The sequence below is a fragment of the Parasphingorhabdus cellanae genome, from assembly GCF_017498565.1.
In the GTDB taxonomy this organism is placed as follows: domain Bacteria; phylum Pseudomonadota; class Alphaproteobacteria; order Sphingomonadales; family Sphingomonadaceae; genus Parasphingorhabdus; species Parasphingorhabdus cellanae.
The window spans coordinates 3,661,709-3,674,885 of record NZ_CP071794.1 but is presented as its reverse complement, the minus strand read 5'-3'; the positions used below and the strand labels follow the sequence as shown (position 1 = coordinate 3,674,885).

Annotated in this window: 15 protein-coding genes; 4 read left to right on the top strand and 11 right to left on the bottom strand. The window is 51.7% G+C overall.

Features of this window, described 5'->3' with window-relative positions; all coding sequences use genetic code 11:
• Window positions 1-15 precede the first annotated feature (15 nt).
• Window positions 16-1,482, bottom strand: a complete 1,467-nt coding sequence (gene guaB / locus J4G78_RS17605; protein WP_207987791.1) for an IMP dehydrogenase — start codon at window positions 1,480-1,482, stop codon at window positions 16-18.
• Window positions 1,483-1,545: 63 nt separating this feature from the next.
• A complete protein-coding gene (locus J4G78_RS17600; RefSeq protein ID WP_207987790.1) occupies window positions 1,546-3,045 on the bottom strand; it encodes a M20/M25/M40 family metallo-hydrolase in 1,500 nt (499 codons plus the stop codon).
• A 103-nt stretch (window positions 3,046-3,148) separates the two neighbouring features.
• Here J4G78_RS17600 and J4G78_RS17595 point away from each other — a divergent pair, with 103 nt between their 5' ends.
• On the top strand, window positions 3,149-4,120 hold the full coding sequence (locus J4G78_RS17595) for an SPFH domain-containing protein (RefSeq protein ID WP_207987789.1): 972 nt from the start codon (window positions 3,149-3,151) through the stop codon (window positions 4,118-4,120).
• Window positions 4,121-4,122: 2 nt separating this feature from the next.
• Window positions 4,123-4,590 (top strand): NfeD family protein, encoded by a 468-nt coding sequence (locus J4G78_RS17590; RefSeq protein ID WP_243457148.1) that lies wholly within the window; start codon window positions 4,123-4,125, stop codon window positions 4,588-4,590.
• A 20-nt stretch (window positions 4,591-4,610) separates the two neighbouring features.
• Here the strand turns inward: J4G78_RS17590 and J4G78_RS17585 are convergent, their stop codons facing one another.
• Complete coding sequence (locus J4G78_RS17585) at window positions 4,611-4,991, bottom strand: hypothetical protein (RefSeq protein ID WP_207987788.1); 381 nt, start codon at window positions 4,989-4,991, stop codon at window positions 4,611-4,613.
• Between the two features lie 24 nt (window positions 4,992-5,015).
• Window positions 5,016-5,591, bottom strand: a complete 576-nt coding sequence (locus tag J4G78_RS17580) for a DUF937 domain-containing protein (RefSeq protein ID WP_207987787.1) — start codon at window positions 5,589-5,591, stop codon at window positions 5,016-5,018.
• A gap of 234 nt (window positions 5,592-5,825) precedes the next feature.
• On the opposite strand from J4G78_RS17580, the gene J4G78_RS17575 reads away from it, so the two are divergent.
• Both J4G78_RS17575 and J4G78_RS17570 read left to right on the top strand, forming a co-directional pair.
• On the top strand, window positions 5,826-6,188 hold the full coding sequence (locus tag J4G78_RS17575) for a DUF3597 domain-containing protein (RefSeq protein ID WP_207987786.1): 363 nt from the start codon (window positions 5,826-5,828) through the stop codon (window positions 6,186-6,188).
• A 65-nt stretch (window positions 6,189-6,253) separates the two neighbouring features.
• Entirely contained in the window at window positions 6,254-6,922 is a 669-nt protein-coding gene (locus J4G78_RS17570; RefSeq protein WP_207987785.1) for a uracil-DNA glycosylase, read from the top strand.
• Here the strand turns inward: J4G78_RS17570 and J4G78_RS18245 are convergent.
• The 7 genes from J4G78_RS18245 to J4G78_RS17535 all read right to left on the bottom strand — a co-directional run bounded on the left by J4G78_RS18245 (window position 6,897) and on the right by J4G78_RS17535 (window position 13,177).
• Complete coding sequence (locus tag J4G78_RS18245; RefSeq protein WP_243457344.1) at window positions 6,897-7,238, bottom strand: LbetaH domain-containing protein; 342 nt, start codon at window positions 7,236-7,238, stop codon at window positions 6,897-6,899. The two genes, J4G78_RS17570 and J4G78_RS18245, sit on opposite strands and share 26 nt — an antisense overlap.
• A 268-nt stretch (window positions 7,239-7,506) precedes the next feature.
• Window positions 7,507-8,358, bottom strand: a complete 852-nt coding sequence (aguB, locus tag J4G78_RS17560; protein WP_207987783.1) for an N-carbamoylputrescine amidase — start codon at window positions 8,356-8,358, stop codon at window positions 7,507-7,509.
• 7 nt (window positions 8,359-8,365) lie between these two features.
• Window positions 8,366-8,716, bottom strand: a complete 351-nt coding sequence (locus J4G78_RS17555) for a DUF3147 family protein (protein WP_207987782.1) — start codon at window positions 8,714-8,716, stop codon at window positions 8,366-8,368.
• A complete protein-coding gene (locus J4G78_RS17550; RefSeq protein WP_207987781.1) occupies window positions 8,709-9,584 on the bottom strand; it encodes a class I SAM-dependent methyltransferase in 876 nt (291 codons plus the stop codon). The genes J4G78_RS17555 and J4G78_RS17550 overlap by 8 nt, the downstream gene beginning before the upstream one ends.
• A gap of 67 nt (window positions 9,585-9,651) precedes the next feature.
• Entirely contained in the window at window positions 9,652-10,512 is an 861-nt protein-coding gene (locus J4G78_RS17545; RefSeq protein ID WP_207987780.1) for a class I SAM-dependent methyltransferase, read from the bottom strand.
• Between the two features lie 75 nt (window positions 10,513-10,587).
• Window positions 10,588-12,108: an FMN-binding glutamate synthase family protein gene (locus tag J4G78_RS17540; protein ID WP_207987779.1), complete on the bottom strand. Its 1,521-nt coding sequence runs from the start codon at window positions 12,106-12,108 to the stop codon at window positions 10,588-10,590.
• Window positions 12,109-12,196: 88 nt separating this feature from the next.
• Window positions 12,197-13,177, bottom strand: a complete 981-nt coding sequence (locus J4G78_RS17535; RefSeq protein ID WP_207987778.1) for an agmatine deiminase family protein — start codon at window positions 13,175-13,177, stop codon at window positions 12,197-12,199.

Sequence of the window (13,177 nt, the reverse complement as noted above, 5' to 3'; positions counted from 1 at the left end):
TTGCCCTTTCAAACCCTACCGCGTTGGATAGTTAGGGGCTTCGCGCGTGATCGAGACATCATGCACATGGCTTTCCTGCAAGCCAGCATTTGTGATCCGGACAAACTCGGCTCGCTCGCGTAAGTCTTCCAGAGTTTCGGAGCCAGTATAGCCCATCGCTGCCTTTACGCCGCCGACCAATTGGTGGATGACGTCGCCCGCCGGGCCCTTAAATGGCACCTGTCCTTCGATACCTTCGGGAACAAGTTTGAGCTGATCCGAGATATCCTGCTGAAAATAACGATCAGCCGAACCGCGCGCCATCGCGCCAACCGAACCCATGCCGCGATAGCTTTTATAGGCACGCCCCTGATAGAGAAACGTCTCGCCTGGCGCTTCTTCGGTTCCGGCGAGCAACGATCCAACCATCACCGAGGACGCGCCAGCAGCCAACGCTTTGGCAACATCGCCTGACGTTCGCAAACCACCATCCGCCACAACCGGAATACCGGATTTAGCTGCTTCTTCTGCGCAATCCATAATCGCGGTGAGCTGCGGTACGCCGACACCAGCGACGACACGGGTTGTGCAGATTGAGCCCGGCCCGATACCGACTTTGATCCCGTCAGCGCCAGCATCAATCAGCGCGCGCGTCGCCGCCGCCGTCGCGACGTTACCGGCAATAATTTGAGTCTGATTCGATCGTTTTTTGACCTCTTCAACAGCCTTGGAGACCATTTTGCTATGACCGTGAGCGGTATCGATAACCACCAGATCACATTCCGCATCAATCAGTGCCTGGGTCCGATCCATTCCTGCATCACCAACCGTCGAAGCCGCCGCCACACGCAGACGCCCCGTGCTATCTTTTGTGGCATTAGGGTAAGTAACCGCTTTTTCGATATCCTTCACCGTAATCAAGCCAACACAGTGATAGTTGTCATCGACGACAAGCAATTTTTCGATCCGGCGCTGATGCAACATGCGCCGCGCTTCTTCCTGACTCACGCCGATGGGAACTGTTACCAGATTATCTTTGGTCATTAGCTCTGACACCGGCTGCCTTGGATTTTCGGCAAAGCGCACGTCACGGTTCGTCAAGATGCCTGCCAGTTTTCCCCCGGACTCAACGACCGGAATACCGGAAATCTTGTTCTGTGCCATCGTCGCTTCGGCATCAGCCAGAGTCGCATCCGGTGCGATCGTAATCGGATTGACAACCATACCGGATTCAAACCGCTTAACCTGACGGACGGCAGCAATCTGTTGATCGAGCGTCAGATTACGGTGAAGCACGCCTATACCGCCCAATTGCGCCATCACAATCGCCATATCGGATTCCGTCACGGTATCCATTGCAGACGATAGGACCGGGATGTTGAGCGATATTTCCTTTGTCAACCATGTCCGGGTATTCGCCTGACTGGGCACTATGTCTGATGCAGCGGGCTGCAGCAGGACATCGTCAAATGTCAGTCCAGTCCGGATTTCTCTGCTGCTCATGCTATGCCACTTTCTGCTCTGTCGAATTTGATTCTGTGGCGGCCCATGTAATCAGTAATCATATTATTCGCCAGTATTATTCGGTACGGAACTTGTCGGATAGCTCTCAAGGCTGCCGAAATACCGCCCCAATGCGACATGGAAATTGGAATCATCAGCCGCGCCGCCCAATTGCAACTGGTCATCGACCTCATCGTCGGCATCATGATAGCGCCCGTTGAGATAGGCATTTAATAGTTCTTGATCAGCAAAAGCGCTCGTAATCATTAGCGTAGGGATATTTTTTTCCAGAAATACATAACCGTCCTGCCGCCGGACAAAGGCATTGGCTTTGTCGCTGGTATCAATTTCACGGCCCTCCGCCTTTGCAACCTTCTCGATATCATCATCAATTGCAGTTTTCCCGCGCCCGACAACCGCGATTTTTTTGCCGTTTGGCGTCAACGCTATGGTGTCGACGTTGAATACCGCGACTAACTTATCCAGCGGAAAAGTTGATTCCGCTACAAACGCTTTTGCACCCAGTAACCCGCTCTCTTCAGCTGTCGTCGCAAGAAAATAGATGGTCCGATCAAGCCGATCTGCGTTCAACCGTTTGGCAGTCTCGATCAACAATGCAATCCCGCTGGCGTTATCCACCGCACCATTGCAAATGCGGTCGGCCTCACCTTCCCCGCGACATTCGCCAAGATGGTCCCAATGTCCCAAGAACAGAACCGCTCCATTGGCCGGTTTGCGGCCGGGAAGCTTGCCGATCACATTGTGGGACACAAAGCGCCGGACCTGCGTTACTATGGATAGATTGGCAGAGATGCCTGTGGCTATCGGTCCAAAAGTCTTGGACTTTGCATCTTCACCTAATTGCTTGGGATCTATCTGGGCTTTGCTAAGCAACTTATCCGCAGCAGCAGCGCTGATAATTCCCTCAACATCCGCATGTTGCTCCGGCTGGTCTAAACCAGTACGTTCGGTGCCGAACCGGCGGGCAAAGCGGTTAAAGCGCGATTGACTGCCAATCACCGTAACCACTCCCGCGGCACCGGCTGCAATCACATTGGCTTTGCGCACGCTATAAGCCGGGAAATCAGTTGCGCCTGGCAGCGAAGAACGGTTCACCAGAGCAATTTTGCCAGAAACCGCGGGTTTCATTTCCGATACCGATAAGTTGCCATAACCGACATGGACAACCGGCACGTTGGTCAGATTGGCAAACGGCATCGCACCGCGCAGGATGATTTGATCCTCATCAATCCGAACGGTTTTCGTCTTTTTGCCGTCAGAATATTTCAATTCGACCGTTTGCTTCAGCGGGGTCCGCTCTACCAGGGCAACGGGTGAATACCATGATGGTGACCCCGTTGCGGGAACCAGACCCGCCTTCTGCCATTCTGTCGCGATATAATTGACAGTCTTATTTTCACCCGCCGTTCCGGGTTTGCGCCCGCCAAAATCGTCACTGGCCAATATCTTGATATGGTTCAGTAAATCAGCTTCCGAAATTTCTTCAGCGTGCACTGCGGACGAAAAGAGCAAAGATACAACAGCACAAATGGTAAAACGCATAGAAAATGGTAACCTTGTTTCAGAGCGAAATATTCGCTTTTTTCTTGGCATTATACCGCAAATAATCAATGATATTCGGACATAAAGTTGGAAGGCGTAGCAGATGGAACTCACGGCAGCATTTTTCTTTTTCCTTTTGGTGATCATATATCTTGGCGCGAGCATCAAGATTGTTCGCCAAGGCTATCAATATACGATTGAGTATTTTGGTCGTTTCACCAGCATCGCCAAGCCCGGCTTTAACTTCTTTCCCGCGTTTTTCTATCGCGTCGGCCGTAAGGTCAACATGATGGAGCAGGTGCTGGACATTCCGGGTCAGGAAATCATCACCAAAGATAACGCGATGATCTCTACCGATGGCGTGGTTTTCTTTCAGGTATTGGATGCGCCGAAGGCTGCCTATGAAGTGAATGATCTTTATAATGCTATTCTCAACCTTGTGACCACCAACTTGCGGACCGTGATGGGCTCGATGGACCTGGATGAGACACTATCCAAGCGTGATGAGATTAACGGGCGCCTGCTGACCGTCATAGATGATGCGACCACGCCATGGGGCCTGAAAATTACTCGTGTGGAAATTAAAGATATTCGCCCACCACAGGATATAATCAACGCCATGGCGCGGCAAATGAAAGCAGAGCGCGAGAAACGGGCCAATATTCTGGATGCCGAAGGTGCTCGCGCTTCCGAAATCCTTCGTTCAGAAGGTGAAAAACAAGGGCAAATTTTGCAGGCAGAAGGTCGCCGCGAGGCTGCTTTCCGGGATGCAGAAGCCCGCGAGCGTGAAGCCGAAGCCGAAGCCAAAGCCACCCAAATGGTCTCCAAAGCCATTGCTGACGGCAATGCGCAAGCAGTAAACTATTTCGTCGCGCAGGATTACGTCAAAGCGGTCGAGAAGTTCGCAACTTCTCCCAACGCAAAAACCATATTATTCCCGGTCGAGGCGACACAGCTCATCGGCACATTGGGCGGTATCGGTGAACTGGCCAAAGAGGCGCTGGGTGAAAATGGCGGCGCCATTACGCCTCCACCGCCACGCCGCAAAGGCCCGTTTGAACAACAAGGCGACTAGACATGGATATCATCGAACAGATCATGGGGCTGGAATCGCATTATCATTGGCTGATAATTGCGCTGCTGCTCGGCATTGGGGAAATATTGGTGCCCGGCGTGTTCCTGATCTGGCTCGCTGCTGCGGCGGCCATTACCGGGTTTGTCGCCATGTTCATCGATATCACGGTTGCTGGTCAGTTCACTTTATTCGGCCTGCTATCACTCGCTTCAGTATTTTTGGGTCGCCGTTGGTATCTGACTCATGTGGTGAAAAGCGAAGACCCGCTTTTGAATGATCGTGCCGCACGGTTAATCGGCATGACGGTAACCGTCGTCAAACCGATCAATGCAACATCTGGCCGCGTCAAAGTCGGTGACAGCGAATGGTCAGCCAGAGGTCCTGCACTGGCAAAAGGATCCTCTGCGAGAATTATCGACGTCGCCAATGGTATTTTAATACTCGAAGAAATACCGGAAGAACTGACTTAATTTATCAGCAGCGGCGGGATCTATTTCTTAAAAAAGCCCTTGGCCATATCGGTGATGTCGTTGATCGGATTGCCGTCGCCATCACGGTCCAGGAAGCCACCAACTTTGCTAAGTAGACCGTCTTCACCGCCGAGTTTCTCCATCAGGCCGCCTTCGCCATCCAGGCCGGCTTTTTCGGCCATAGCAGGCATAAGGCCCTTAAGTTTATCGGCGTCAACACCTGCCTCAGCGGCTGCTTCTTTAATGGCAGTCGCTTTGTCCACACTGCCATCCTGCAGTTTCGCAAAAAGGGCTTCACCGCCGGATTTCAGCTCGTCAGCTGACATACCTACCTTTTCGGCCAAGCTGTCTAGGTTCACGTTGTCGGGCAACATGCCCAGTGCGCTATCCAAAAGTCCCATCGATCATCTCTTTCGTTTATTATTTTAACGTGTCAGCTTGCCGGCCATTCCGATAATGTCATCAAGCGGGTTACCATCGCCATCAAGATCAAGCAGCGATGCCAATCCGCCGATACCGCCAGAAGATGCTTTTGAGCCGCCGCCAAGCAATCCGCCGATTAGACCACCGATGCCGCCGCCACTACCGGACTCATCGCCACCCTGTTTCGCCATGTAACCAGCGACCATCATTGCAACTATGGGCAGCATCTTTTTGAGCAAGTCACTGCTGATGCCGGTCTGTTGTTCTGCGCCAGCGGCAACCGTACGGCTGACTTCTTTTGATCCGAATATCTGGCCAAGAATTTCATTGCCTTGGTTCACTGGCGTAGGTTGCGAACCCAACACGCTGTCGAGCAGTCCGCCGCCGCCCAGCTGTCCTAAAAGACCACCCAGTCCGTCCAAACCACTGGGTTGTGCCTGTGTAGTTTTTTTAAATCCGCCCAAAATGGAAGGCAGCAGAGCCGCGGTTCCGGCTTGCGCGACGCTCTCATTCACACCCAATTCGCGTGCCATTGTTTCAATGCCACCCGATTGCTGCAATATCTCCAAAATACTCATCACCCGTCTCCTTTACCCCCGCAGGGCTTGCTATCGATTCTAGTGTTCGGTTCTCCACTCTAACAGATTTTCATGCTCAAAACGGCAGATATGAAAGGTTTACGATTGTTTACACTCATGAGCAGCTCTGAGTAGCAAAAAAAGGCCATCCGGTATTTGACTCCGCTCGACGTAACACCGAAGAAAGGAAGCAAGGGCAGACTCACACGCCCCACAGCTAAAGAGGAGCAAAGCATGAGTATATTTGGAAAAATCAAAAACGCGATTTTCGGTGGTGAAGCGAAGGCAGCCGAACCGGCAGCAGCGCCAGCCGCTGAAGCGGCCCCGGCCCAACGTGCAGCCATCACCGAAGTGGACGTCGCAGCACGCCTCGACAATATCCCAGGCTCAGACAAGCTGAACTGGCGCACGTCTATTGTTGACCTGATGAAACTGGTCCAGATTGATGCGAGCTATGAAAACCGCAAAGCACTGGCCCAAGAATTGGGCAACGCCAGCTATAGCGGGTCAGCAGAAGACAATATCGCTTTGCACAAGCGCGTGATGTCAGAAATAGCGGCCAATGGCGGTATCGTACCAGCAGAATTGAAAGACTGATTGTTAAAGGCCAATTTTCCAGGCCTTTACTGGACGTCATGTCCAAATGTTTTTAGGCGGGGGTTATGAGCGATCATAGCCCCCTTCCTTTTGCCGAGGCCCCGAAAAACTGCCGCCGTTGTCCGCGATTGGTTGGTTTGCGCCAATCGCTCCGCAAAGAGCATCCTGACTGGTGGAACGCCCCGGTTCCGGCCTTCGGCGATCCCGATGCCTGGCTCGCAATTGTCGGCCTTGCCCCCGGAAGGGAAGGTGCAAACCGGACCGGTCGCCCATTCACCGGTGATGCATCCGGCGATCTGCTCTTCGCTACGCTCGACAGGGCAGGACTTTCAAAGGGTAAGTTTCAATCCAGCATTGATGATGGCGTTACATTGAAAGGCACGATTATCCTTAATGCTGTCAAATGCCTACCGCCAGAGAACAAACCCAATGGCGCCGAGATCAACAATTGCCGCCCTTTTATGGTCAAGGCATTGGACGCCCTGCCTAACTTACGGGTTTTACTCGCCCTTGGGAAAATCGCTCATGACAGCGTGATCCGAATGACAGGTGGCAGGTTGGCAGAATATAAATTCGGACATGGCGTGGAACATAGGTTGCCCGATGGGCGCGTCCTAATCGATAGCTATCATTGCAGCCGATATAATGTGAATACTAAAAGATTGACGGCGGAAATGTTCGAGGCTGTGTTTGAAATGGCGTCAGGCTTTAGAGCGATTGATCCACCAAACTGAGACGCTCCACAATTGTGTTTCGCTCAAGAAGCGCTCCGGGAGCGATCACGGCATTGGCACCAATTCGGCAGTCGTCACCAACCAATGCTCCAAATTTAGTCCTGCCGGTATCAATCGTTTTGCCTTCGTGCTTTATCACGATTTTCGGATCGATCATTTCATTACGGAAATTTGCAATCATTGCTCCGGCTTCGATATTGACTGCCCGCCCCATGACGGTATCTCCGACAAAACTAAGATGAGCTAACTTTGCGTGCTCAAAAAGGAATGATGATTTGAGCTCACATCCCGGACCAATAATGTTGTCGGCCTGCATCCAACACCCGTCCCTGATATATGCTCCACTGGCAATAAAGGATCGGGGACCAATGATCGCAGGGCCTTTTATTATAGCACCGTCCTCGACAGTTGCGGACTTTGCGATCGCGATATCACCAACAATCGCAAAATCTCCCGAAAGCCCGTCGATCATCTCAATAACAACTGCTTCGCAATTTGCGGTTAGCGCCCAAGGTTTGTGATCCAAATATGGTGAAAGCGAAGAATCGGCAAAGCCAGCTATCCAACGACCATAGCCCCAGTCATCAGACATCCTCGATCAACCGCCCATAAAGCTCTGGCCTGCGGTCACGGAAAAATCCCATTCCGGCACGGTGCTTTCGGGCCTTTTCGAGGTCGAAAGTAGAGACCAGTACACCGCTCTCTTCCGCGCCATATTCCAGCACCAAATCACCCCATTCATTGGCAATGAAACTGTGCCCGTAAAAAACCTGCCCGTCTTCCTCGCCGATACGATTGCTGGCGATCACCGGCATGCAGTTGCTCACCGCGTGACCTTGCATCGCGCGCCGCCACATCGGGCTGGTGTCGAGGTCTGCGTCATAGGGCTCTGAACCAATGGCGGTCGGATAAAACAAGATTTCTGCGCCCATCAACGCCATCGCCCGCGCGGTTTCGGGATACCATTGGTCCCAGCATATACCGACACCGATGGTCGTTCCAAATACGTCCCAGACTTTGAAGCCGCTATTGCCGGGACGGAAATAGAATTTCTCCTCATAGCCCGGACCATCGGGGATATGACTTTTACGATAGACGCCCATGACGTCACCCTGCGGGCCAATCATCGCGATGCTGTTATAATAATGCTGGCCGTCCCGTTCGAAAAAGCTGGTGGGGATTGCGACCTTTAACTGCTTTGCGAGTTTTTGCATCGCCTGAACCGAGGCGCTTTCGTGCGTGGGATTGGCCAGCGCGAACAGCGCTTCATCTTCGGTCTTGCAGAAATAAGGTCCCGCAAAAAGTTCCGGAGGCAATATGATTTGTGCGCCCTGCTCCGCCGCCTTGGCAACATGATCGCTGACGGCTTGTATGTTTTCCACGTCGCTGCCGGTCAATGAAAGTTGCAGCGCTGCAACGGAGATCTCTTTTGTCATACCGCCGTCATAGCTTGATACCGAAACGCGCCGCAATCGGAATTGTCGCGAGATATAGCAGTATTGTCAACAATATGCCGGCGAACAGCGACACCCAAAAATCTATTCCCTGCCGCAACATCATCGGGATCAGAAGGAACATCGGCAAGCTGGGAATGACATAAAAGAATGTTGCTTCGACATGCCCCGCCAGCAATTGCGTATCGCCAGTATCCCGCCACAGCCAGATCATCGCTAAAATCGAAATAAGCGGTAGCGAGGCCACAAGCGCGCCCATGGCTGGATAGCGCCGAGCGATGATCGCTACGATAGCGACGATCACTCCCGATACGATGGCCCGGACCGCGAATTCACCCATGGCTTAGCAAGTGATCACGGCGTTTTTTGAACAGCAAGGTCATCCGATCAGATTCGCCGATTGCAGTATATTTTGCTTTCTCCACATCACCTTCAGCATAGCGCGGTGGCAACGTCCAAACACCTTTAGGATAGTCCGCTGTATCTTTCGGATTGGCATTTATCTCTGCCTGGTTGACCAATTCAAAGCCATGCGCCTCCATAAATTTGACAACCGTATCTGTACGCAAATAGCCTTTGTTGCCATCGGCATAGCTGAATGGCGTACCGTCTTTTGCGCGGTGTTGGATGATCCCCACCATGCCGCCATCTTTCAGCATATTGCGCATCACTTTGATTTCACTGTCCGCCAAGTTCCAGCGCATCAAATTGTGCATCATGCGCGGAATGACCACGAAATCTGCGGTTCCATTCACTTCCTCCGGAACTTTATCGGTAGTGTATGCTGCAAATTTCGTTGCTGGCATGCCGGTCCATTCGGCCACGTCATTGGGAAATTTCGTCGGGAAATTCCGAATACGCTCTTTGGCTTCATCCCCAAAAGGCAAAGGATCGGGCGCGAAAGTCAGGCCGATAAACTTGCCCTTATCCGCAACATAAGGCGCCAAAATCCGGGAATACCAGCCACCGCCGGGCACATATTCCACCACTGTATGATTGGGTTCTATGCCAAAAAAGCTAATTGTTTCGGCTGGATGGCGATATTTATCACGCACACTATCTTCCGCGCGGCGCTCATTGGTAATGATCATGCGCAAATTGCTTTCGCTATGCGCTCCGTCCTTTGCATGATGTTTCGCGGCAACGGGCGTAGCGGCTGTAACCGCCAATGCGGTCAAACCTCCCATGATAATCAACGTCTTCTTCATTGTCGTTCCTTTCATGCAATAGTTCTTCAATTGCCGGAGAGGGTTACACTCACCCAACCTGCAAATACTAAGGTCGTTTTTTGAACAGCAAAGTCATCCGGTCAGATTCGCCTATGGCTTGATATTTCGCCCTGTTCTCATCCTTGTTCGTCAGAACGGGCGGCAAGGTCCAAACACCCTTCTCATAATCTTTGGTATCCTTGGGATTGGCATTTATTTCCGATGAATCAACCAATTCAAAACCATTTAACTCAAAAAGCGCCACAACCGAATCTTGTTTCAAATAGCCTTTGGTTCCCTTTGACATCGCATAAGACGCATCTGCATTGGCACGATGCTGGACGATACCAATCATGCCGTCATCAGCCAGAATTTCGCGGAGCGACTGTAATTCAGAATCAGAACGCGCACCGTTGAGCATCCCGTGCATCGAACGAAATATCAAAACCCGGTCAATTTTTCCTTTGAGCTCCTCCGGCACTTCATCGCTTTCATAAGCAGCAATTTTGTCGGGAGAAACACCTGTCCACTCCGATGCGACATCCGGGAAGCGTTCGGGCCAGCTTTTTGAGCGCCCTTCACGCGCGCGACTGGAAAAATCTATGCTATCGCTGTTGCCATTAACCGCTACATATTTTCCGTTAGCACTAATATAGGGCAACAAAATCCGCGTGTACCATCCGCCGCCAGGGCCATATTCTGCGACAGTATGCGTAGGCTTTACCTGAAAAAATGCCAGAGTCTCTGCGGGATTGCGATAGACATCGCGCACCTTGTCATCCTTGCGCCGCTCATGATTGATCACAGCTGTTAGCGCAGCATCCCTGTGCATAGCGCCATCTTTTTCATTTTGTTCCGCCAGTGCAGGAACCGCCGCCGTTGCTAATAGTGCAGTCGCGAAACCAGCGAATATAAGCTTCTTCGTCATCTATACAGGCCTTTCAATTGGGGAACCTCTCTCCGAAAATGAACATAAATGACCTGCACGGTCATGCAAAGCAGTTTATCCAGAGATGTCTTCTATTATCTTGAAATGCTTCAAAACCTCTGGCCGGGGGTAGATTTCATCTAGCGGTATCGACTTACCGCTATCCTGTACGATGCGGACATGCTTGCGGCCCAATTGGCGGGGTTCATCAACACCGCAGCTATGAGCGATCACTTCCACTTCATGAACCAGGTTTTTGCAATAGTTTGCGACTTTCACTTTCTTGTCCGATGGATCCAGACCCCGTTGAAGCCTCGGATTATGTGTTGTGATCCCTGTCGGGCAGGTATTCTTGTTACATTTCAGCGATTGAATACACCCGAGAGAAAACATGAAACCACGGGCGCTGTTGATAAAGTCAGCCCCGGCACAGATTGCCCAAGCGACATCGACGGGGGTAATCCGTTTGCCCGAAGCGATGATCCGTACCCGCTCACGCAGACCATATTGGTGCAATATGTCAGACAACATCGGTAAGCTTTCATCGAGCTGTAATCCGACATTGTCCATCAATGGCATTGGTGCGGCGCCAGTCCCGCCGTCTCCGCCATCCAGCGTGAAGAAATCAGGCGCGCTTTCGATACCCCGGCGATGAATTTCTTCGCAAAGCTCGATCAGCCAGCCATAAGAGCCGACCACCGCTTTAATGCCGGTAGGCTTTCCGGTGACTGCACGTACATGTGCGATAAAATCAAGCATGTCACCAACACTGTTGATTTCAGGGTGGCGATTGGGTGAGATCGATGCCTGACCTTTCTCTATGCCGCGCACCTGTGCAATTATGTCCGTCACTTTTTCCGCAGGCAAGATACCGCCCTTACCCGGCTTTGCGCCTTGAGACATTTTAATCTCAAACATGCGGACTTGCTCGTGATCAGCAATGGCGCGCAGCTTGTCATCATTCAGGCTACCATCATCGTTCCGCACGCCATATTTGGCTGTGCCAATTTGAAAGACAATGTCGCAGCCCCCTTCCAGATGATAAGCCGACAGACCGCCTTCCCCGGTATTCATCCAGCATCCCGCCATTTTCGCTCCATGAGACAAAGCTCGCACGGCAGGGACAGACAGCGCGCCGAAACTCATCGCGGAAATATTGAATAGTGATTTGGCTTCAAACGGATTTTCGCAAAAAGGCCCCAATGTGCATGTTGCGGTATCGGCAGCATCTTTTTCCAGAGTTGGAAACGGACAATTGACGAAAATCGGTGTTCCAGCCGGATCAAGGTTTTTCGTAGAACCAAAAGCAATTGTGTTGCCGGTACCTTTTGCTGCTCGGTTAACCCATTCCCGTTCAGCACGATTAAACGGCATTTCTTCGCGATCCATGGCGAAAAAATACTGCCTGAAAAATTCCCCGAGACTGCTGAACAAATGGCGGAAACGACCGATGACAGGATAGTTCCGACGCACTGCGTCCTGCTTTTGCGTCACGTCTACGATGAACAAAATCGCCACAACTGCAATGCCGAGGCCGAGCAGGAAAACCAAGATATAAGTGAGAGTACTCAACACGCTCAAAATTCCGTCAGCCATTATCTATCCCCAAAAATCTCGAAACAGGGATTAGCATTTTGTTCCCCTCAAACATAGTTCGCTTGAAACCGGCAGATGTTGGAAAAAATCAAAGTTGCGGAATTTGCTGAGAGATACAGTGGAAGCTCCCACCGCCACGAAGCAACGCCCTGCTGGACAGGCCCACTGCCTTTCGGTCCGAAAATAACTCGGCGATTGCGACAACTGCAGCATCATCTGCTGGTACTCCAAATTGCGGCACAACGACCACTATATTGCCGACATAGAAATTCATATAGCTTGCTGGTGCTATGCTTCCTTCTACCTCATATTTTCCAACAGATGGAATGCGAACGACTTCAAGACCGGCAGCCGCTGCGCGGTGCGCCGCATCTTCAAATATCGCGCTATTGGGATCATCCTCGCTATCAGCTTTCGGAATTGCGACTTTACCCTCCGCCACAAACCGCGCAAGATTGTCGATATGACCATCGGTATGATCAGCGATCAAACCATCACCCATCCAACATATATTCTCGATATTCAGGGCATCCTTTAGATTTTTGCTTACCTGATCCTTCGACATATCTTTGTTGCGATTGGGATTGAGCACGCATTGTTCAGTTGTGACGAGATAGCCAGCACCATCCCCATCAATAGCGCCGCCTTCCAAAACCCAATCGTGCGAGATGGTAGGTATATCGATCAGCGCAGCAAGGCGTTGACCGATGTCCTGATCGCCCGCCATGTCAAATTTGCGCCCCCAACCATTGAAGCGGAAATCACGTGCCTTCCGATGATCATTAACCGTTATGATTGGCCCTGTATCGCGCAGCCAGATATCCCCAAAGGGCTCTATGAAAATTTCGACGTGATTATCGACAAGCTCAGATGCCCGGTCGCCGTCTCCGTGATCCCTGCAAACAATTATGGTCCGCTCGCCATTGCCATGATCGCAGATGGCGTTAGCAAAAGCCGCAACTTCCTGCTGCGCGTCCGCCAATTTCTCAGGCCATTCCTTTGGGTTACCAGGAAAACCAATCCAGACCGCTTCATGCGGCTCCCATTCGGCTGGCCACCTCATCGTCAA